This window comes from Arthrobacter sp. StoSoilB5 (genome assembly GCF_019977235.1).
Classification (GTDB): Bacteria; Actinomycetota; Actinomycetes; order Actinomycetales; family Micrococcaceae; genus Arthrobacter.
This window is the reverse complement of sequence record NZ_AP024646.1, coordinates 93,408-113,767: the sequence shown is the minus strand read 5'-3', so window position 1 is coordinate 113,767 and position 20,360 is coordinate 93,408. Positions and strand designations below refer to the sequence as shown.

22 protein-coding genes are annotated in these 20,360 nt (G+C 64.4%); 8 read left to right on the top strand and 14 right to left on the bottom strand.

The window, feature by feature from the left end; translation table 11 throughout:
- The first annotated feature begins 2 nt into the window (after positions 1 to 2).
- The 3 genes from LDN75_RS00575 to LDN75_RS00565 all read left to right on the top strand — a co-directional run bounded on the left by LDN75_RS00575 (position 3) and on the right by LDN75_RS00565 (position 1,944).
- On the top strand, positions 3 to 638 hold the full coding sequence (locus tag LDN75_RS00575; RefSeq protein WP_223935279.1) for an RDD family protein: 636 nt from the start codon (positions 3 to 5) through the stop codon (positions 636 to 638).
- A complete protein-coding gene (locus LDN75_RS00570; protein WP_223935278.1) occupies positions 583 to 1,260 on the top strand; it encodes a hypothetical protein in 678 nt (225 codons plus the stop codon). Before LDN75_RS00575 ends, LDN75_RS00570 begins: the two co-directional genes overlap by 56 nt.
- Before the next feature lie 84 nt (positions 1,261 to 1,344).
- Entirely contained in the window at positions 1,345 to 1,944 is a 600-nt protein-coding gene (locus LDN75_RS00565; protein WP_223935277.1) for a hypothetical protein, read from the top strand.
- Between the two features lie 93 nt (positions 1,945 to 2,037).
- Here LDN75_RS00565 and LDN75_RS00560 read toward each other — a convergent pair whose 3' ends face one another.
- The 3 genes from LDN75_RS00560 to LDN75_RS00550 are packed head-to-tail and all read right to left on the bottom strand — an operon-like array spanning position 2,038 to position 4,039.
- Positions 2,038 to 2,613: a DUF3618 domain-containing protein gene (locus LDN75_RS00560; protein ID WP_223935276.1), complete on the bottom strand. Its 576-nt coding sequence runs from the start codon at positions 2,611 to 2,613 to the stop codon at positions 2,038 to 2,040.
- The gene (locus LDN75_RS00555; RefSeq protein ID WP_223935275.1) at positions 2,610 to 3,041 is read right to left on the bottom strand and encodes a phage holin family protein; all 432 of its coding nucleotides are present in this window, start codon (positions 3,039 to 3,041) and stop codon (positions 2,610 to 2,612) included. The genes LDN75_RS00560 and LDN75_RS00555 overlap by 4 nt, the downstream gene beginning before the upstream one ends.
- The gene (locus LDN75_RS00550; RefSeq protein ID WP_223935274.1) at positions 3,038 to 4,039 is read right to left on the bottom strand and encodes a hypothetical protein; all 1,002 of its coding nucleotides are present in this window, start codon (positions 4,037 to 4,039) and stop codon (positions 3,038 to 3,040) included. Before LDN75_RS00550 ends, LDN75_RS00555 begins: the two co-directional genes overlap by 4 nt.
- Before the next feature lie 162 nt (positions 4,040 to 4,201).
- Here LDN75_RS00550 and LDN75_RS00545 point away from each other — a divergent pair, with 162 nt between their 5' ends.
- Complete coding sequence (locus LDN75_RS00545) at positions 4,202 to 5,284, top strand: aromatic acid exporter family protein (protein ID WP_223935273.1); 1,083 nt, start codon at positions 4,202 to 4,204, stop codon at positions 5,282 to 5,284.
- An 18-nt stretch (positions 5,285 to 5,302) separates the two neighbouring features.
- On the opposite strand, the gene LDN75_RS00540 is transcribed toward LDN75_RS00545, so the two are convergent.
- Positions 5,303 to 6,334, bottom strand: a complete 1,032-nt coding sequence (locus tag LDN75_RS00540; protein ID WP_223935272.1) for an NAD-dependent epimerase/dehydratase family protein — start codon at positions 6,332 to 6,334, stop codon at positions 5,303 to 5,305.
- Positions 6,335 to 6,368: 34 nt separating this feature from the next.
- A complete protein-coding gene (rfaE2, locus tag LDN75_RS00535) occupies positions 6,369 to 7,970 on the bottom strand; it encodes a D-glycero-beta-D-manno-heptose 1-phosphate adenylyltransferase (RefSeq protein ID WP_223935271.1) in 1,602 nt (533 codons plus the stop codon).
- 114 nt (positions 7,971 to 8,084) lie between these two features.
- On the opposite strand from rfaE2 (LDN75_RS00535), the gene LDN75_RS00530 reads away from it, so the two are divergent.
- Entirely contained in the window at positions 8,085 to 9,236 is a 1,152-nt protein-coding gene (locus LDN75_RS00530; RefSeq protein WP_223935270.1) for a glycosyltransferase family 9 protein, read from the top strand.
- On the opposite strand, the gene LDN75_RS00525 is transcribed toward LDN75_RS00530, so the two are convergent.
- From LDN75_RS00525 to LDN75_RS00495, 7 genes are read right to left on the bottom strand one after another with little or no spacing between them, the layout of a single operon-like run.
- Positions 9,202 to 9,897, bottom strand: coding sequence for an SDR family oxidoreductase (locus tag LDN75_RS00525; RefSeq protein WP_223935269.1), 696 nt, complete (start codon positions 9,895 to 9,897; stop codon positions 9,202 to 9,204). The two genes, LDN75_RS00530 and LDN75_RS00525, sit on opposite strands and share 35 nt — an antisense overlap.
- A gap of 41 nt (positions 9,898 to 9,938) precedes the next feature.
- A complete protein-coding gene (rfaE2, locus tag LDN75_RS00520) occupies positions 9,939 to 11,357 on the bottom strand; it encodes a D-glycero-beta-D-manno-heptose 1-phosphate adenylyltransferase (RefSeq protein ID WP_223937688.1) in 1,419 nt (472 codons plus the stop codon).
- 14 nt (positions 11,358 to 11,371) lie between these two features.
- Positions 11,372 to 12,064 carry an SIS domain-containing protein gene (locus LDN75_RS00515; RefSeq protein WP_223937687.1) on the bottom strand — a complete coding sequence of 231 codons (693 nt, stop codon included), beginning with the start codon at positions 12,062 to 12,064 and terminating at the stop codon, positions 11,372 to 11,374.
- Positions 12,065 to 12,093: 29 nt separating this feature from the next.
- Positions 12,094 to 13,362: a glycosyltransferase gene (locus LDN75_RS00510; protein ID WP_223935268.1), complete on the bottom strand. Its 1,269-nt coding sequence runs from the start codon at positions 13,360 to 13,362 to the stop codon at positions 12,094 to 12,096.
- Positions 13,359 to 14,393: a glycosyltransferase gene (locus tag LDN75_RS00505; protein WP_223935267.1), complete on the bottom strand. Its 1,035-nt coding sequence runs from the start codon at positions 14,391 to 14,393 to the stop codon at positions 13,359 to 13,361. Before LDN75_RS00505 ends, LDN75_RS00510 begins: the two co-directional genes overlap by 4 nt.
- Entirely contained in the window at positions 14,390 to 15,478 is a 1,089-nt protein-coding gene (locus LDN75_RS00500) for a glycosyltransferase family 9 protein (RefSeq protein WP_223935266.1), read from the bottom strand. The genes LDN75_RS00505 and LDN75_RS00500 overlap by 4 nt, the downstream gene beginning before the upstream one ends.
- A complete protein-coding gene (locus tag LDN75_RS00495) occupies positions 15,475 to 16,053 on the bottom strand; it encodes an HAD-IIIA family hydrolase (protein ID WP_223935265.1) in 579 nt (192 codons plus the stop codon). Before LDN75_RS00495 ends, LDN75_RS00500 begins: the two co-directional genes overlap by 4 nt.
- 107 nt (positions 16,054 to 16,160) lie before the next feature.
- Between LDN75_RS00495 and LDN75_RS00490 the strand changes: the two genes are divergently transcribed.
- Positions 16,161 to 17,111, top strand: coding sequence for a glycosyltransferase family 9 protein (locus LDN75_RS00490; protein ID WP_223935264.1), 951 nt, complete (start codon positions 16,161 to 16,163; stop codon positions 17,109 to 17,111).
- Between the two features lie 48 nt (positions 17,112 to 17,159).
- On the opposite strand, the gene LDN75_RS00485 is transcribed toward LDN75_RS00490, so the two are convergent.
- Positions 17,160 to 17,930, bottom strand: coding sequence for a sigma-70 family RNA polymerase sigma factor (locus tag LDN75_RS00485; RefSeq protein WP_223935263.1), 771 nt, complete (start codon positions 17,928 to 17,930; stop codon positions 17,160 to 17,162).
- Positions 17,931 to 18,071: 141 nt separating this feature from the next.
- Here LDN75_RS00485 and LDN75_RS00480 point away from each other — a divergent pair, with 141 nt between their 5' ends.
- Together LDN75_RS00480 and LDN75_RS00475 are read left to right on the top strand one after the other, a co-directional pair.
- Positions 18,072 to 18,812, top strand: a complete 741-nt coding sequence (locus tag LDN75_RS00480; RefSeq protein ID WP_223935262.1) for a GAF and ANTAR domain-containing protein — start codon at positions 18,072 to 18,074, stop codon at positions 18,810 to 18,812.
- 41 nt (positions 18,813 to 18,853) lie between these two features.
- Positions 18,854 to 19,303 carry an SRPBCC family protein gene (locus tag LDN75_RS00475; RefSeq protein ID WP_223935261.1) on the top strand — a complete coding sequence of 150 codons (450 nt, stop codon included), beginning with the start codon at positions 18,854 to 18,856 and terminating at the stop codon, positions 19,301 to 19,303.
- A gap of 53 nt (positions 19,304 to 19,356) precedes the next feature.
- On the opposite strand, the gene LDN75_RS00470 is transcribed toward LDN75_RS00475, so the two are convergent.
- Positions 19,357 to 20,202 (bottom strand): HAD family hydrolase, encoded by an 846-nt coding sequence (locus tag LDN75_RS00470; protein WP_223935260.1) that lies wholly within the window; start codon positions 20,200 to 20,202, stop codon positions 19,357 to 19,359.
- Positions 20,203 to 20,360: the final 158 nt, after the last annotated feature.

Below are 20,360 nucleotides of genomic sequence, written 5' to 3'. Positions count from 1 at the left end.
TCATGAGCACTCCGAAGTCCCAAACCGCCACTGGCTTAGTTGATGCCGTCAACGGCCGCCCTGTACGCCGTCATCCCGGGACTGGCGCGTACTTCGTGAAAGCATCCGGAGGAGCCCACTTCTGGGGCCGCGTCCTTGACGCAGTCGTGTTCCTTGCGGGCTACGGCGTCCTGGCCACGATCACGGCGGTTGCACGCAATGCCATGATGAACAGCGGCTCACTCCTGGCCTTCAATGACGGCTTCTGGCTGACTCTCTACGTCGTTCTCTGGTTCGTTGGCTTGTTCGTATACGGCATGATCTGGGGCACTGCCGGAAGCGTCGGCGATGCCGCTGCGGGCATGCGATCCGTGCGGATCAAGGACGGCACGACGGCGGGCGCCTGGTTGGGCGGATGGCGTGCCATCTGCTGGTCCTTCTTCCCGTTCTTCGTGGTCATGCTGATTCTGGCGGCGTTCAGCGGGAGCTCGGGCGATACGTGGGACCCGAAATTTGCCGCGCTTGATCGGCGATCCGGCGTGGCAAATGGGCAGCAGCCCGTTCCGGATCCGAAGGTCCTTGCGGCTGCCCAAGCCGCCGATATTGAGCGGCAGAACCTGCCAAATCTCTACGGCCAGCGTCCTGATGCGCGGCCGTAACTGGCTGGTAAGGCGCACTGAGCGCAGGCTCGGCCCCGAGCTGGGACAGCTACGTCATATCGCGTCCTCGCGGCACGTCTTCTGGAAGCTCCTCATTCCCTGTTTGGCAGTGGGATTCCTTTTCGGCGCAATCGGTGAGTTCATCACGCCAACAACCTCCACGCGGGAGCCTGGCCACTTCGCCGATCCGGGCCTTTTCATCGTGGCCAGCACACTTACAGGCTTGGTTCTCTGGTCCATGACACTGCTGGGCAGCTTCCGCAAGCTCCTGGTGTTCGATCGCGGGATCGTGGCCCGCTATTCCCAGACGCACAGCACGCTGGTGTTCCCGTGGGCAGAGATCGCTCCCGCTTACATCAAGGCGGTGACCACCGCGGATGGCACTGATCCCGACCGCCGCCTGGTGGCGCGGGAAAAGACGTCGCTGGGTGTTGCCGGAAGGAACGCTCTGGTCTTCCGTGCACGTAACAAGTTCTGGGTATTTTCCAGCGATGAGGATCCTGCCGCCGTAGTGGGTGCCATCCAGAATGCGATGCATAACGCCGGGATATCCGAGGCCCGCCGGGTGTCGGCAGGTGCGCTGCCCGCCGTCGTCGTCACCGGACGCACCGCCCTGGCCTGACGCACCCCTGAACCAGGGGTGCTAAAGAAATAAGGAAAACAAGCCCTTGCAGAGCGGCTACCAGCCGGTAGCATGTGATCCACTATGTTCACTCTGACCATCAACCAACGCGACAGTCGTCGGGACGGTGACCTCGTGCCCGAGCTCCTCAAGGACCTGCGGCATATCCCGGCACGGCTCGACTTCGACCGTTCGGTTGAGGATGAGGTGCAGGGCATCGTCGAGTCCGGCCACCAAGCTGTCGACACAGCATTGATCGCCCTCCGCACGGGTCAGTGGTACGTGGGAATCGGCGTGGGGCCCATCAACGAACCCCTTCCCAACCAGGTCAAAGATGCTTCCGGTCACGGCCTGGTCTATGCCCGGCGGGCTGTTGACCGTCTCCGCAGCGGGAAGGAACGAATCCCCGTTGCTGTTGATGGTCCGTTCACGGCATTGGCAGCAGAAGCCGAAGCTGTATTGCGGCTTCTCGGACACATCGTGCAGCACCGGAGCGCGGCCGAGTGGCGGGTGCTGGACCTCCTCACTCCCGGTGTCCGCGGCCAGCAAAAGGCCGTGGCGCACGAGCTCGGCATCACCACGCAGGCGGTCAGCAAGGCCTTGGCCCGCGCGCAGTGGGTGGAGGAACACGCCGCGCGGCCAGCCGCAGCACGCCTGCTGCAGATGATCCTCGAAGTGCACTAATTACCTGCCGCGCACCCAACTGAGTCGCAGTTAATGCCGTTTTGAGGGCTCAAGACGGCATCTGCTGCGACTCAGTTGGGTTGAGCCATGCGATTACTGGTTGCCGAGGTTGTCCCTGGCAGTCGTGGCACGATCCTGGACATCCGCAGCCGCGGCCTGTCCTTCGTCCTTAACGTTGGCAGCTGCCTCAGTGGCGCTGTCTTTGACGTTCTGGAGAGCGTCCTGCGCTGGCTCCTTGAGGTGCTCCGCCATCTCCTGCGCGGCGTGGCTCAGCTCGTCGGTCAATGGCTGGGCCGCTTCCTTGACTGCCTGTGCAGCCTCGCGCTCCGTGTCCGACGGTGGGATGAGGGCGGAAACCAACAGACCGGCACCGAAGGCGATCAAGCCGGCGGCGATGGGGTTGCCTTGGGCCTTTCGTGTAATCACCTGGGGTGCGTCGCCAATGTCCGAAACCACCCCGGAAACAGCGTCCTGGGCTTCGTGGGCTGCGTGGGCCGCCCGGTCCTGCACATCGTCGCGCGCGCCAAACACGGCCGTCTTGATCCTGTCCACCCTCCGGTTAACGATGTGCGAGGGAGTGACCTTGTCAGCAACGGCGTCAACGTTGGTACTGAGCCGCCTGCGAGTTTGTTCGATGTCGGCGCGCAGGGCGTCGGGGTTCTGCGTCATCGTGTCTCCTCAGTATTCGGTTTGAAGGTTGGAGGTATTTCCTTGACTGTCTCGGTGGTGCGCGGCATGCCCTTGATAGTGTTCAGTTCCTTCCGACCCATCGAGGCAAGCACCGCCGCGACTATGCCCCAAATGACCGCCACAACAACTGCGGACCATCCCAGGCCTATGAGCTGACCCAAGGCCCACCAAAGCGCCAGGGACAGGAACAACATGGTCAAATGCCCGGCCCAAGCGGCTCCGGCCATCATCCCGGCGCCCTTTCCGGCCTTGGTGGCCGATTCCTTGAGCTCTACCTTGGCCAGCTCGACTTCCTGCCGCATCAACGTGGAGACGTCGCGGGTCAGGTCGCTCAGCAGTTCGCCGAGGGGTACGGTTTCCGCTTTGATGTGTGCTTCGGTGGGAGGAAGGTCGGCGGGACCACTCATCGGGGACCTCCATATACGGGATCATCGGGATCGCTGGGATCGTCGGGACGTGCGAGCGGATCACCTTGCGCCTTAACCCCGCCGGCTTCGGTTTCCGGGTACGGGACGGTTGATCCCTCGAGGCCACCGGTGGTGCCAGCGCCATATCCCGTGTCCGCTCCGGCACCAGCGGTTGTTCCGGCGGCACCCGTCGTTCCGTATCCACCCGTCGTTCCGTATCCAGCGGTTGTCGCCTGTGGTCCGGGCAGGTCAACTGCCGGAGGCGACACAGCCCCACCCTGCGTGGGGTAGTACCTGGCACGTGGCGTCTGGGTGGTGGCATCCGATGTACCGGTCCCAGTCATGGGCGAGTTGTCGGCCATCCCCCGTCCAAGCCGTCCGGCGAGGACACCCGCACCGGCGGCCAACAGTAAGAACGTGCCCGGCTTGCGGCGGGCAAAGCTCTTCACCTCATCCAGGAGGGAGCCCGGATCCCGGTTCTCCAACCATTGGGCAATGGAGGAAGACCGTTGGGCCGCTTGCTGGACCAAGTCCGTGGCCACCCCACCGTCTTGGGACGCATTGGCCATGGTGGATAGCTCGTCGGAGATGGACCGCAAGCCTTCGGCAACCCTCTGCTGTTGGGTAGCGGCCTGCTCTGTCAGCTCACCCTTGGTCTGCGTCAGCAACTGACGCGCGTTTATCTTGACTTCCTGGGCCACGTTTCCGGCCTCGGCCTTGGCTGTTTCGACGACCCCGCCAGCTGCATCGCGCGCTACTTCAGCTACTTCGGCAGCCTCTTGCTTGGCGGAATCAACGGTCCCGGATCCCCCGGTCGTGCTTCCGTAACCGGTGCCTCCATAACCGGTGGTTCCCGCTTCGGCGTCGGTTTCCATGCCGGTGGGTTCGGTTTCGACCGGCGAGTCCAGGTAACTTCCCGAATATGGCTCGGTCCCTGCGGGGACCCCAGTTCGTGGCGCCGCGAAGCTTCCGTCCTGCGGCGATTGGCTCTCAGTCATTGTCGCTCTCTTTCCACAGTTGGCAGGCTGCGGACAGCAGCCGGGATAGTAAGTATCGTTACTATCAATGGGTGTGTACCCGCTTGCGGGGGATTCAATCGCCCCATACCGAATCGAAATCCCGACTCGACACACGGAGCAAGACCTGCCAACGTTGGATCAATGAGCCACAAGCCCTATAGGCGGCGGCTGATTCCCGCGCTTCGAAAAGCCGTAACGCGTCACCGACTCCTGTTCGCCGTCAAAACCGCTGCGGCGGCCGGACTGGCCTGGTACCTCGCGCCCTTCATGCCAGGTCCTGCGGCGTCCTACCCTTATTACGCACCGCTCGGCGCGCTGGTGAGCATGCATCCCACAGTGGCGGATTCCGCCAGGAACGGCCTGCAGAGCCTCATGGGCCTCGCCTTGGGCATTGGCATGGCTTTCGCCGTGACCACTGTGGCAGCACCCACGGCATTGGCAGTTGCCTTGGTGGTGGGATTGGGCGTGATCATCGGTGGTCTCCCCCGGCTGGGCGCCGCCTCCGAATGGGTTCCCATGGCGGCCCTGTTCGTCCTTGTCCTTGGGGACTCCAATGCAGAGGGCTTCTCCTTTGCCTACGTCCTGCAAATGGCCATGGGTGTTGCAGTTGGCTTCGCTGTCAATTGGCTGGTGTTTCCACCGCTGCACCTCGAAGGAATAGACCCCGCCCTGGCAGGGCACCAACGGGCTTTGTCCCAACAATTGAAGGACATGGCACGCGCCATGGAGGAATCGTGGCCGCCCAACCATGAAGCGTGGGCCAGTCGCAGCGGCGAACTGGCAGCAACCGCCGCAGCAGTGCGGACCGCCGTCCATGAAGCGGAATTGAGCGCAAAAGCGAACCCCAGGTCCCGGCGTCGTGCTGGCCGCCTGCCAAGCGATCTGGCTGGCTTGCGCACTGTGGAGCGGCTGACGTTCCACGTGCAGGACATCACGGACGTCCTGGCCAGCGTGATCTGGGAAGAGGACGCCGGGACCGTCATTCCGGACAGCGTCATAGCGAATCTGTCCGAGGCACTGGAGGCGGTGTCAAGCGTCATTGATCAGTGGCGTGACGGGGAAGCCGGGGAATTGAAGAGCCATTTGGAAGGGGCGAAGGAAAGCGTATCGGCTCTCGGGGATGCGGTCACGGAAGCTGCTGCTGGCCAGGCCTCGGTGAACGCGGCGGCGTCAGTGGCCATGAGCCTGCGCAGAATCATCACCGTGGTTTCCACGGCGGATTAGAAGCCCCGAACGGCAAAGCTAGCGTGGCGTCAATGGCGGCGAGGCCTTCCGTCCCTTGCCGGCGCCGAGGCCATCCAGCACTTCCGTCAGGGCCTCAATCGATGACCGATGCGGCATCCAGCCAAGGAGGCTGTGCGCACGGCTTGTGTCCATGATGGGTGCGCCTGCCGCCATATCCACCCAGCCGCCGTCGGTCACCTGCAGCCGCAGCCGCCAACTGAACTCGACGACGGCGCGGAGTACCGGAAGCGGTAAGGGCAGCTGCCGCCGGGCTTTGAAAATCCAGGCCAAGGCGTTGGGATCCAGCACGGGTTCTGCGGCGATATTGAAGGCCCCTTCGGCGCGACGTTCCAGCACACGCCAGTAAGCATCGGCGACGTCGTCGGCGTGGACTGCCTGGAAGACCAGCTCGTTGGGGATAGGGAGGATAGGCAGCCACGGCTTACGGGGGATAAGCCGCGGGAGGACCTTCCCCAGGAAGTAACGGCCCACTTCACTGCCTGCCTCGGAGCTGAAGATCAGCGCCGGGCGCAGCCGGGCCACCACAATGTCCGGGTTCTCCTTGGCAAAGCCATTCAGGAGCCGCTCTTGCGCTGCTTTGTCCACACTGTAGTGGGACCGTTTTATGCCGCCCGCCGGCCAACCCTCTTTGGTTCTTTGGTCCTTGGGAGCCGGCGAATAGGCACCAACAGAAGAGGCACCGACGACGTGCTTTACTCCGGCTTTCCTGGCCGCGCCCAATACGTGGGCTGTTCCCGCCACGTTGGTCCGGCGCAGAAGCTCGCGATTATGGTTGGGCTGGATCAGCCAGGCCAAATGCACCACTGCGTCAGCACCTGCGAAGGCCGCCTCAAGCGCTTCACGGTCCCTGTAGTCGCCGACGTCCAGCGTGTGCCACTGCACTCCGTTGTACGGGGCGGCATCCTCAGGTTCGCGTCGCGCTATGCCCACGAGTTCTAGGTCCGCGCCCTCTTCCGAACGGGCGGACTGCAATCGCTTCAGCAATGCCGTGCCCGCGTTGCCGGTGGCTCCGGTGATGACTATGCGCATGAAACTCTCCTCCGATTTGGTTGCCGGACCAGCGTCAGGACTCCTGGCTCTCGCCCGTGGCCCTGATACGCTCCAGCACCGCCGTCGTGGAGTGTTCGGGGACGTAATCAAGGATGGTCACGGTGCCGCCATAGCGCTCCACGGCCGCGGTCTCGGCCAGCATTTCGGGCGTGTAATCCCCACCTTTGGCGTACACATCGGGCTGCAGCAAATCGATGAGCGGGATGGGAGTTGGGGTATCGAACACCGTGACATGGTCCACGCAGCTGAGCGCGGCGATCACGGCCGCACGGTCCGCCTCGGGGTTCACCGGCCGGTCCGGTCCCTTCAGCTGCCGCACTGAGGAATCGCTGTTAAGTGCCACCACCAGGACATCGCCCAGTTGCTTGGCTTGGTTCAGATAGCGTGTGTGGCCGCGGTGCAGGACGTCGAAGCACCCATTGGTCAGCACGATCCTACGGCCCTCCCGGCGGTGCGCCTGGACCTGCCTGGCCAGTTCATCGGCGGTCAGCGCAGTATCGGCGAACCCACCAAGGTGCCGGGCAAGTTCGTCCGTGGTGCATACGGAGGTGCCGGGGCGGTGGACCACCACATCGGCAGCGGCCTGGGCGAGGTCCACGCTGGTAGTCAAGGGCAGCCCCGCCGCCCGAGCCAGGGTCAGCGCAGCTACAAACGTATCGCCGGCACCGGAGGCCTGCTTCTCGGCTTCCGGTCGCGCCCAGGTTCGGTGGCTGGCGCTGAGTCCATTTGGGCCCGCGCCGTCCGTATCGATGCCGCTGGAATCCGGACCGCTGGAACGCAGCGTCAGCGTCCCATCCCGGTCCAAAGTTACGACGACGGCGTCCGCCCCTGAGACGCGTAGGAGTTGATCTGCGTGGGCCTCCACAAAGGGGCAACGGGCTGCGCCACCGGGAAGCTCAGTTCCAAGCAGACCGGCAGCTTCCTGGGCATTCGGGGTGGCGAGATCCGGCTTGAGTTCCGCCCAGCGGGCAGGATGATGGGCATCGACCACTACCAGCGTGCGTTGCCTGTGGCCTAGGTCGGCCCGAAAACCAGGGGACCCCATTTGAGAACCACGGCCGGGTCCAAGGGAATTCATCAAAGCGGCGCGCACCGGCCCCTCCAGCGCACCGGCCTCGTAGTCGCAGAGCACCACGGCGTCGGAACCCGCCAGCGCTCCCGGGATGGCGGCCGCCAACTCCTCCAGGCCTTCCGAAGGAATCTCAGTGGCGGCGTCGTCCAGGCGAAGCATCACCTGACCGGCGCTGCTCACCCGGAACTTGGTGGTGGTGACCATTCCTGGATGCCGCAGCACGCTGGATGTGTCTACGCCAGCCGCTGCGAGTCTCCCAAGGAGTTCCTCCCCGGCGGAATCCTGGCCCACCAACGAGGCAAACCTGACGTCAGCTCCGAGGGCTGCCAGGTTCATGGCAGTATTGGCGGCTCCTCCGGGAGCGAAGTTCCGGCGCTGAACCTGGACCACTGGGGCGGGAGCTTCACGGCAAAAGCGCTCAATCAGCCCATCCCACCAACCGTCCAGGATTGCGTCGCCAACAACTGTCACCACGGGCCTTTCCTCAGCCAAGCTACGTGGCAGCCATTCGGCCAAGCCTTCTTGATTGGATAGCCGTGCCATTGGGTACCTTCCGGTAGAGGCGGCATGTTCCTGCTCCCCTCAGGTACCCCACAGCCCCGCGGTTCACACGCCGGGTTCGTGAGTTTTCCAACTCCTTGACGAAGGGAAGCCCAGATGGTTGTTGAACCGAATTCAGGCGTTGGCCCTGTGCTGGAGAAGTTCGCGGACGTGGAAAGGATTGCGGTCCTCAGGGGCGGCGGTTTGGGCGATGTGATCTACACCTACCCTGCGCTCCATGCCCTGAAAGCGGCCTACCCCGAAGCTGCCATCACGCTCTTGGGCACGCCGATCCACGCGGCGTTGGCGGCCAGTACGGATGGGCCCGTTGATGACGTCGAGATTCTCCCGTTTGCCAAGGGCGTCCGCGACCGAGACCCAAAAGACGAGACCGCGGAGAGACTGGCCCAGGAGGAATTCTTCGCCTCCATGCGCGCCCGCAAGTTTGACCTCGCGCTGCAAATGCATGGCGGCGGCCGGTACTCCAACCCTTTCTTGCTCCGCCTGGGGGCGCGGCACACGGTGGGCACCCGAACCAAGGATGCCGAGCCCCTGGAGCGCAACCTCGATTACATCTATTACCAAAACGAGCCCGACCGGTGGCTTGAGGTAGCCGGCCTGGCCGGCGCACCAACCATCATTTCCCCACCTTTGCGTTCCCTGCCCGAACACCAGCAAAACATCAAGCGCCTGCGTGACCCAGGGCGGGCTTCCCTCCTTGTGCTCCACCCGGGTGCCACCGATCCCCGGCGGCGATGGCCGGCGTCGTACTTTGCTGAAGCCGCGGCGACCATCGCGCAGGAAGGTGCGCAAGTTTTGGTCGTGGGTGATCGCTCCGAAAAGGCACTGGCACAGGAAGTAGCAGAACTAGCCGCGGGCCAGCTGATCGCCAGGGACAAGGATACGGTGCGCTCAGTCGCCGGTGAACTGGAGCTCGGCGAACTCGCGGCGCTCCTGGACACGGCCACCGTGATGCTGGCCAGCGACAGCGGCCCCCGGCACTTGGCGCAAGCACTTGGAACACCAACCGTAGGGATCTTCTGGGTAGGCAACGTCTTCAACGCAGGACCCCGGGGCCGGAGCCTGCACCGCCTTCAGATGTCGTGGGTGACCGAGTGCCCGCGCTGTGGAGCCGACGTAACGCAAGTGGGCTGGTCAGCACGGCACTGCGGCCACGACGACACCCTGATCAGGGGCATCGCCGTGGCGGACGTTGTGCAGGATGTGCGCGACCTTATGGCCACGAGCCTTCTTCTGCGGGGCAAATAAGGAGCTCGCGAACTTCGCTGCCAAACGGCTGCGACAACGCGAACACCACGGCCTGCGCCACATTGGCAGGATCATTGAGCTTGGAATCGTCCTGCGGCTTGTACTGTTCGTCGCGGTCATCAAAGAAGTGCGTCTTCATGCCCCCGGGAATGATGGTGGTGACCCCTATGGCTCCCCCGGTTTCGGCGGCCAATGCACGGCTGAAGCCGATCACGCCGAACTTGGAGGCGCAGTACGCCGTGGCATCCGGCAGTGCGCGCAAGCCCAGTGTCGATGCGATGGTGATGGCCCTGCCTTTGGATTCCTTCAAGTAAGGCAGCGCCGCACGGACCACGGAAACGGTGCCCAGGAGGTTCACTCCAATCACCTTTTCCCACTCCGCCGCGGGAACGTCGGCCAGCTTGCCGCAACGGTCGATGCCCGCAGCGGTCACCACGCCGTCCAGGCCGCCGAGGGTCTCGGCTGCCTCCTTCACGGCCGCTTCGACTGATTCACGGTTGGAAACGTCTACTTCCAAGGCTTTCGCTCCCGAGACGTTGCCGATATCGCGATCGAACACGAAGGGAGTGCCTCCGGCGTCACGGATGGCATCGACGATTGCAGCGCCAAGGCCGGAGCCGCCTCCGGTGACGATGACGCGGCCGGGAATTTGGGTGTTCATGCGGTTCCTTTCGGTGGTCGGTTCATTGCAGGCAGTTACGGTCAGCTGACTTTGGCCAATGCTTCGGCCAGGCCACTGGTGGAGCGGGCCGGATGGAAGGGCACTGTGACGCATCGCCCTCCCCACACCGCCACGAGGCTGGCTTCAGGCAATTCATCGGGTTGGTAATCCCCGCCTTTGACCCAAATATCCGGCCGGAGTTGGTTCAGGCAGGCTTCGGGAGTGTCCTCGTCGAAGACCACTACGGCATCGACGCAGGACAACGCGAGCAAGAGTTCAGCCCGGTCCTCCATGCTGACGATCGGCCGGTGCGGGCCCTTGAGGCGCCGCACTGAATCATCGGAATTCAAGCAAACGATGAGGCAATCTCCCATGTCGCGGGCCGCGGCCAACGTGCGGGCGTGACCGGCATGCAGGAGGTCGAAGCAGCCGCCGGTCGCCACCACCGTCCCTCCCTTCGCGCGGACCGCCCGCGCGAGTTGGACCCCGGGTTCCAGGCCGGGGAAGCGCCCAAAAAGCTCGACGACGGGACCCGCCGTTGCCCTTGCGTCCCCTCCAACTGACGGGGTGCTGGTATCCATGGCCAGGGAGGAGGCCCCGCCCTTGGCGAGGAACGCGGAAGCATCTTCGACAGCCCTGGCCGCAGCAGTCGGCGGCGCGAGCCCCTTGCCCAGATACACGGCCAGGCTCCCGGCCAGGCGGTCCCCCGCGCCACAAGGATCGTCCACCATTATCTTGGGAGCGGGGATGATCTTGCCCAGCCCCGAAGCCTCCACTAGAACCGCACCGTCCTCGCCCGTCGTGACCAGGACAGCATTGCTGCGCCAGCGTTCCAGCAAATGTTTCCCCGCATCCGCCGCGGCGGCCCGGGACGGATCGAGCCCGCCCGCCTTCGCAGCGGCCCGGGCCTCTCCGACGTTGGGCGTCACGACGGCGACACCCGGCACCGGCTCCGCACCGGCAGGGTGCGGATCCCACACCACCGGGACGTGGTGGGCAGCATCGGCGAGCGCGGTGCGGATGTCGATGTTGTCTGTCATTCCGCGGCCGTAGTCGGCCACGACAATCGCTTCCGCGGAGGCAATGGCAGCGAGCATCTCCCCGGTGCATGAAGGGGAAGGGGCGGGCGCGCATCCTTCATCGAACCGGACCACGGGGTGGGTTCCAATTCGCACCCGGGTTTTGGTGGGCGTTGGGGCGAGCGGGACTCCGGTGAGTACGGCGACACCGGCCAGGGCGCGCCTGAGGTAGCTCGCGCCGTCGTCGTCCGATACCGCGGTGACCAGGGCGACGTCGTGACCATCACGCGCAAGCAGGGTAGCCACCAGTCCGGCGCCGCCTGCCCGACGCCGGATGTCGGCGACGTCCACCACGGGCACGGGAGCGTCGGGGCTGAGGCGCGTGGCGGTGCCGTTGATGTCCACGTCCAGGAGGACGTCTCCGACCACTGTTACTTTCATGGCCACGGCTACTTTCATGGCTTCGCTCCGTCTGCGGCCGTGCGGGGCCCGGCCCGTCTCGCGACCTCCGCATCGAAGGCACGGCATACCGCATGGACGGCAATGAGGTGGCCTTCCTGGGCGTTGGCTGCGATGGCATCCACAGTGATGGCTTGGTCGCAGGCGTCTGCCAGCGGGTTGGGTCCGGCGCCGGTCAGCGCCCAAGTGGTGATGCCGCGTTCCCCTGCTGCACGGACGGCGGACAGGAGGTTGGGGCTGCGTCCACTGGTGGAGAGCAGGATGAGGACGTCCCCTGCCCGGCCGTGTGCCCTAACCTGCCGGGCAAAGACTTCCTCATAGCCGTAGTCGTTTGCCAGTGCCGTGAGGGCGGAGGTTTCGGCATGGAGGGAAATCGCGGAGAAGGGTGCGCGTTCGGCGTCGAACCTGCCCACGAGTTCGGCGGTCAGGTGTTGGGCTTCGGCGGCCGATCCCCCATTGCCCGCGGCCAGAAGCCGTTGTCCCGACAAGAGCCGGTGGGCGAGTTCTGTTCCCCAGTCGGAGAGGCGGCCGGCCTGCGAGCGCAGCGACTCAAGCGCCGGAAGCACGTTGTCCAGGTGGATGGTGACCTCGGATGCGGTCTGTGGTCCGCGGAAGTCTGTTGACTTTGTATCCGTGGACCCGCTCCAGCCCGCGGGCACGGTATCGGGGACAGGCTGCGTGTTCGGCATGATCCTCTTGGGAACGGTCGATTCCGTAGTCACAGGGCTGTTCCTTCCAGTGGTTCCAAGCCTTCTCTTGCCTGCCGGGACACCCCCGCTGCCAGGACGGACCGGTACGCTTTCTCGGTGTCAGCCGCAATGCGGTCCCACGAGTAGCGGGAGCGGGCCCGGCGGATTCCTGCCCTGCCCATCTCGGCACGCAAGGCGGGGTTGGCGAGGAGGCGCCCCACGGCGTCGGCAATTGCTTCGGGGTCCCGCGGCGGCACGTGCAGTCCGGTTCTCTGGTCGACGACGGTCTCCCGGAGTCCGCCGACGGCAGCGGCAACCACGGGTACTCCGCAGGCCATGGCCTCAAGGGGAACAATGCCGAACGGTTCGTACCACGGCGTGCACACCACGGCATCGGCGCTTCGGAAAATTCGGGGCATGGCGTCGCGTGGTACCTGTCCCCGCATGGTCACCTTGTCCTCCACACCAAGTTCCTTGGTCAGTGCGCGGAGGCGCTGGGCTTCCGGGTCCTCTTCGAGGTTCAGGGCGTCGCCGGAACCTCCGACGATCAGGAGTTCGACGTCGTCGAAACCAGCATCGGCCAGGAGCGGCAGCGCCTGGATCACCAGGTCCACGCCTTTCCTGGGAACAAGGCGGCCCACACTCAGGATGCGGTGCGTGCGGGACCGGCTCTCTGGTTCTTCAGTGCCCGGGAAGAGATTCAGGTCCACACCGCATGGTGCGATGGAAATCCTGGACCGGCCGATGCCGAGGGCTTTCAGCTCGAAGACCTCGTCCGGGCAGGTGGCGATCACCCAGTCCGCGGTGCGCCCGACCCATGGTTCCAACCACGCACGCGCGGGTGGGCTGGTGTCAGCTGAACCTTGGTGCCTGCGCTTGACCGAACCCAGTGCATGGAAGGTCTGGACCACCGCGATGGGCTCAGCGGCGGCCGCCCGCCGGGAAGCCTGGATCGCGGCCAGGCCGGACATCCAGAAGTGTGCGTGGACCACGTCCGGGACCAAACCCGCCCAGTCGTTGCAAATGCCATCCGCGAGCTCGCCCATGAAGGGCAGCAGCTCGTCCTTGGGGATGTGGCGGGCCGGGCCGGCGTCGACGTGGACCACGGTGAGTCCCGGCGCAACCTGCACCTTTGCAGGGAGGTCGGGAGCATCCCGCCGCGTGTACACGGTGACCTGGTGGCCGCGGCTGGCCAAGCTGGATGAGAGGGCCGCCACGTGGACGTTTTGTCCCCCTGCGTCCACGCCCCCCAGGGCGGCCAACGGACTGGCGTGTTCGGAAACCATGGAGATCTTCATGGGTGCGTCCTCTCTGTGTCATGGTTGATGGACTCCAAACCGCGTTGCGGGCGGCGTTCCGGGAGATCGGCCAGGAGTTCATCCCAGGCCTGATGAAATTTCGCGAGCCCATAGCGTTCCAAAGCTGCCGCCCGGGCCACCATCCCCATCGCGTGGGCGTCATCGGGCTCGTCCAGCATCCGGCGGGCGAACCGTTGAAGTTCGTCCACATTGTTCGAGACAAGTCCGGCTCCCTCCGGGACAGCGCGGGTCGCCTCAGTGGTTGCGAGCGCCAGGACCGGCATTCCGAGGTGCATGGCTTCGAGCAGGGCCAGCCCGAGCGAAGTCCAACGCAGGGGATGCAGGTAGAGGCGGCAGCGGGCAAGTTCCTGATGCAGCCCGGGAGCGGGGAGATCCCCGGAAATCCTCAGGCGCTCCTCGCTCAGGCCAAAACCCTTCAGGTTCAGCGCTTCCGGCAAGGCTTCGGTCCCCATCCCGAACACCCGCAGCGGCCCTACGCCGGCGAAGCCCGGGAGGAGGTCCGTGCCCGTCACCCGGCCGCGGCGGACGGGCTCGTTGACAACCACACCCATTTCTTCGCTTTCACCGGTATAGAGCAGGCCGGGATCGGGGATGCCGTGCTCGATCACCACTGTCGGCGTGGATCCGGTGTCCCAGAAGAGCTGGTTGAAGTGCGTCACATGAACCACCGGGATGTCGTGCTGATCGGCCAGTGGATGGAGTGTGAACGGGACGTCGCCTTTGGGCGTGTTGTGCTCAAGGTAGACGGCAGGCAGGTCAATGCCGGGCCTGCGGCCAAGCTTCCGGGCCACGGCCGCAATCTCCTCGGGACGTTGCAGGACCACCACGTCCACGCTGTCCGGATCGACGGTATCGAGGTCAATCTCCTGCGCGGCCATCGGCCACTCACGGCCACCCCGCCCCAAACCCCAAGCACCGCCGTCGGGCTCTACCGGAAGGAGGTATTCGTGTTGGCCCCTGACGAAAGCCTCCATCCATCCTCCGTGGATGTGCCAGACCAGGATCCTCATGGTTTCCACACCTTCCTTCGGGTACTGAGGGAGGAAACTCCCCCCAATAGCCGTTCCACCGCCTCCAGGACCTGTTCCGGGGTGACCGAACTGAGGCAGGGGTGGCCCGGAACCGGGCAGGTTCGTGCCCGCGTGTTCCTGCACGCTGCTTCCTGGTCGCCGAGCAGTTCCAGCGGAACGCCGTAGGGCGCCCAACGAATGGCTGGAACCACGGGGGCGAACAGGCACACCACCGGCGTTCCGACCGCTGCGGCAAGGTGCGCGGGTCCCGTGTTGCCGGTGACCACGACGGCGGCGCCCGCGAGTACCGCCGCCAGCGTGCGCAAGTTTGTCCTTCCCCCGAGATTGTTCGCCGAAGGCCCCGCCACAGTTGCCGTCAGCGATGTTTCGCCCGGCGCACCCGTGACCACCACGCGGTGCCCGTACGCTTCAAGGAGTTCCACTGTGGCCGCGTGGTGGAGTGCAGGCCATGCCCTCGCCGGAGCGGCTGCGCCAGGATGGACCACGATGTATGGGCCCTTTTGGGTGAGTTCGTCCACCAGCTCTTCGGGTTCGCCCATCGGCTTGATGTGCAGCTTGGCGTCGTCCCCTTGGGGAAGCTGAAAGCCGGCCGCCTGCGCAATCCCCAAAGCGCGGACCACTTCAGGTTGGTCCTCGGGGAAGTCTTCGCCGGGTTTCAACCGGATGTCCAGGAGGGAGCCAGCATAGTCAGTGGAGGCGCCCGTGATGTGTTCGACGCCTGCCAGCCGGAGCAACAGTGCCAGCGGAAGCGGGGACTGGTGGAAGGAAGTGAGGATCACGGCTTCCTCAATCCTGGAACTGCGCACGAACTCGATCAGGCCATTGGTCAGTTCAGCGGTCGCAGCCGGCGGCGGATTGACGATCCATGGACACGACCATGTGTGGATCTGCGTCACTCCCGGGAGCATTTCCGCGGCACCGGCACCTTCGGGGCCACAGAGGAGGACGACGTCGTTGGCTCGGCTGCCGTCCGGCCTGCTTCCGTTCGCCACGGCACGCACGGCGGGTCCGGCGAGGAGGACATCGCCCATGCTGTCCAGCCGGGCCACCAGGACGCGGCTCATGCAGGTGGGTCCTGCCTGGCGTCGGGTTTCCGCGATGCTCCCCCCGTCGCCGCGCCCAACAACAGCTCGACGGCGCCCTGCAGGTTCTCCGCCACTACCTCTGCAGCTTCGATTTCCTCGATCCGGGTTACGTGGGTGGGCACCAGTACGGCATGCGAGCCAGCCGCGGCCGCCGCTTCCATGTCTGCACCGATGTCGCCAACAAAGGCCACCTGGGAAGGGTGCAGCCCCAGCGTGGAGCACGCGGCGAGAATCATTCCCGGCGCAGGCTTACGGCAGGCGCAGCCATCCACTGGACCGTGCGGGCAGATTTCCCACACATCGAACGGGCCGAGGAGCTCGTCCACGCGCTGGTTCACAGCGAGGACCTGATTCATGGTCAGCAAGCCACGGGCAATGCCCGACTGGTTGCTCACGACACCTGTTGCCAGTCCGGCCCGGCGTACGCGCTCCAGTGCCGGAAGGGCACTTTCCATGGGCCGCACCAGTTGCGGGTCGCGGTTATATGGCACGTCAACGACGAGCGTCCCATCGCGGTCAAACAGGACCGCTTTCAACGTTCCAGTTCCTCCCATACCCGCAACGTTCCCCAGTTCTCCCGACGCTAAACAGTGCGACGACGACAAGTTTCCCGGGGCCCCGGCGTCCACAGAGGCCGTTAGACTCCTAGCGGGAGGCCACCATGGACAGAGCCGAAATGACCGGACAACCCCTGCTGCTTGCCCTGCGCGCCTTGAAACTCGGGGACCTCCTGGTTGCCGTTCCGGCGCTGCGCGGACTGCGCCGGGCGTTCCCGGAACACCGGATTTTGTATGCGGCGCCAGCTTGGATTGCCGAGGCCCTTGACCTGGTAGGCGGCATCGACCACCTGCCCACGCCGGGCCTCGATGACCCCCTGGCCATTCCCCCCGGCGCTGTGGACATCGCCGTGAACCTGCACGGGAATGGACCCGAAAGCCGCCAACGCATCAACGAACTTCAAGCCACGCGGGTGCTCGCGCACCAAGCGCCGGGGCTCGACGGGCCGATATGGACAACCGGCATCCCCGAGCGCGAGCGCTGGACCCGTTTGCTCAATTGGCACGGCATCGATGCTGATCCCCTGGACTACCGCCTCAACAAGCCAAGCGTTCCCTCACCCCGGCGCGGCGCCACCGTAATCCATGTGGGTGCCGCGTACGGCAGCAGGCTCTGGCCCATTGAGCGATTCGCGGAAGTCGCCGTTGAGCTCTCCCGGGCAGGGCACGATGTTGTGCTTACCGGTGGCACGTCAGAGCGCGAGCGCGCAATGGCGACTGCCGCCTTGGCGAACCTCAAGGGAGCAAACCTCGACGACGTCGTGCTGGCCGGGCGACAGGGCCTCGCAGAGTTTGCAGCGACCATCGCCGATGCCCGGCTTGTGGTCTCCGCGGACACCGGCGCCGCCCACTTGGCGTCCGCCTATGCCCGCCCGTCCGTAGTCCTCTTCGGCCCGGCTCCCGCCGAAGAATGGGGTCCGCCTCCCGGACCGCACGTGGTGCTCACCGCCGTCGAACTCCGCCGCGGTGACGTATTTGCCGCCGATCCCGATCCAGCGCTCCTTGCCGTGACCGTTCGTGATGTGTTGGAAGCCGTGGAGGGACTGGGCTGCTGAGTCTTGACGGCTCTTGTTGTGGCACTGGTTCTTGTTGTGGCAGTGTTCTTAAGGCGCCGTTCCGTCCTGGAGGTGCGCTTCCTCATCCAGCAATTGCGTCTGCAGGGACACCAGGATCCTGGAAAGCCGCCGCGAGACCTGCATCTGGGACATCCCCAGTGCCTCGGCGATCGTGGACTGCGTTTCCTCCCGGTAGTAGCGACGGTAAAGGAGGTGTCTGTCTTCCGCATTCAAGCCCCGGATTGCATTCCGCAGCGCGAGCAGATCCTCCAAGCGATCCGTAGGGCAGCCGAAAGCTGAAAGGAATCCTTGCAGGCCGTCGCGGCCCTCCGCAGCCGGAGCGTCGAGGGAATCCGGCCGCTTGCTGGTGCCGGCCATCAACGCTTCCCTGACTTGGCAGGGTTCCAGCCGAAGGTCCATCGCCACTTCTTCGGGCGTTGGAGTTCTCTGCAGCTTCTGCGTCAGTTCCTCTGTTCTGGCGAGCACCTGGCGCCGCACATCCTGGATGGGCCTCGGTGGCCGCACCACCCAGCAGTGATCGCGGAGATACCTCTTGACCTCACCCGCAATGGTCGGGGCGGCATAGGCCGGGAAGCTGACGCCTTTGCTTTCGTCATATCCTCGCGCCGCCTTGATCAAGCCCATGTACGCAACCTGCCGGACGTCGTCGAGGTCGTGCGTGTGGGCTGAATACCTGGCGGCAATGGACTTTGCAAGATTGAGATGGTCCAAAACCAAGCTGTCCTGGAAACTTTGGCGGATGGTGCTCTCCGGCGCAGGGTGCCGGGCTTGGACGTCGAATGGTCGGGCTTGTCGCATGTGGCTTCAATCCTTAGACCTGCTGGGGTAGGTGAGCCCACGTCAAGACTCCTTAAAAAGAGAAGCACACTTACTATTAGCTTTCAACGGGTATTCAGGACTACGCTCGAAGGGTAGCCTCGTCCAGGATCGGAGATCCACGTGGAAGACCAACAACTCACCGAGCCCCAACTTGTTGCAGCGGACATCCAGGACCTACTCCTCGATACACCGGACGTGGAAGCCTTCCTTACCGAGCTGGCACGCCACTCCGCGGCGATATTCTCCCAGCCGGGCAACGAAGTATTTTGCGGCATCACCCTGCTCAGACATCGCGCGGCCGCCACAGTGGCCAGCAGCAGCGAACGCGCGCAGATGCTGGACGAACTCCAGTACCAGTTCGCTGATGGCCCGTGCATCCATTGCTGCCAGCAGGGCACGCAAGTACACATTCCGGACTTCGAAAAAGACAACACTTGGCCTGACTACAACGAAATGGCCGTGGCGAATGGTGTTCATTCAGTCCTGGCTGTGCCCTTCCCAATGGCGGATGACTCGGCACGGGCCGGGCTCAACCTCTACTCCGAACGGCCCAACGGCTTTGACCAGGCCGCAGTGCAGCGGGCCAGTGATTATGTCCAGCAGGCATCCAAGGGCCTTCAACTGGCGGTGCTGATCGCGCAGCATAGCCAGACCGCCGCCAACCTGCGCGCGGCCATGGCATCCCGGACGGTCATCGACGTCGCCACGGGCATCATCATCGCCCAAAATAGGTGCAGCCAAGCTGAAGCCGTGGAGCTCATCAAAAAGGCCTCAAGCAACCGGAACGTCAAGCTCCGGGACGTGGCTCAGGCAATCGTTGACTCAGCCGGCGGCGGCCCCGTCCAAACCCATTTCACTTAACCCCTCACCTAAACCAGAACAATCCAAACGAGGTGTGTCCAATGCAAACGGTCACGAAGGCCATCGAGGTAGAGGTGCCGGTATCGGTCGCCTATAACCAATGGACCCAGTTCGAAAAGTTTCCCGAGTTCATGAGCGGCGTGGAAAGTGTCCGCCAGATCGATGATTCAACACTGCACTTCTCAACCAAGGTGGGCGGGGTAAGGCGCGAATATGACGCTCGCATCACCCAACAAGTTCCGGATACCGTGATCGCCTGGGAAAGCATCGACGCACCACGCAACGCTGGCTCAGTCCGCTTCGACAACCTTGGACCCGGGCACTGCGGCGTCAACGTGACCCTGGAATGGGAGCCCGAAGGATTCGTGGAGAAGGCCGGCGCCGCGCTCTCCGCAGACGAGATGCAGGTGGCCGCGGACCTGGACAAATTCAAGGAATTCATCGAGGACCGCGGCCACGAAACCGGTGCTTGGCGGGGGCGGGTGGACTAGTGCGCGGTTCTTCCGGGCTGAGCTGGCCGGCTGTCCGGGCTGCCGTGCGGCTGTTACAGCAGGCTACGCAAAACCAGGGCGGCGCCGTCGTCGAATACTGACGCGGTGACCTCGTCCGCGACGGCGATTACTTCCTCGGGAGCTTGGCCCATGGCCACTCCCCGGCCAGCCCATGTAAGCATCTCGATGTCATTGCGGCCATCTCCCACTGCCACCGTGTTGACCTGTTCCGTGCCGATCTTCTGGCGCAGTGCCTCAAGGGCGCTGGCCTTGGTAACGCCCTCCGCGGCAATGTCCAGCCACGCAGTCCAGCCCACCGAGTACGTCACGCCTGAAAGGCCGATGTGACGGATGGCGTGGTTGAAGTCGTCCGAAGTGTTGTCACTGCTGAAGACCACCACGCGCACGGCTGTGGCCTCCAACATGGTCTGGAAGTCCACTCCGATTGCCTCGACGCCGAAGCTGGCATCCTGGAAGCGCTCCGTGGAGAGGAAGTTCCCATCCTCATCCTCCAGCGCGTACTTCGCGTTGGGCAGGCGTTCGCGAAGTGCCCTTAGCGCCGGGGCGGGATCGAACGTTGCCTTGTGGATGATCTCGTAGCCGGTTTCAAGGGTGGGATCCAGCCGGAGGGTCACGCCGCCGTTGCAGCACACGGCGTAGCCGCGTTCCAGGCCGATCTGTTGGATGATCGGAAGGGTTGCATTGAGGGACCGGCCGGTGGCGATCATGACGTCGTGGCCGCTGGCGACCACTTGCTGCGCGGCGGTCCGGACACCTGGGGACATGTGGCCATCGTGGTCGACGAGCGTGCCGTCAACGTCCAAGGCGATCATGAGTTTGTTGTTGTCATTTGGCTGGTCATCGATGCCAGCAACTGGTGTATCAGTCAAAATAGTCATGGTTCCAGTAGATCAGACACCTCTGACACCGCACTAGGACCGAGGACACAGCACCGGATTAACGCCGCGTGAACACTCCGCGCCTAGCCCCAGCCAGACACCCTCCACCGGACAATTCACCTTCGCGCGCGGAGGTGAACTGTCCGCTGGTGGGTGAA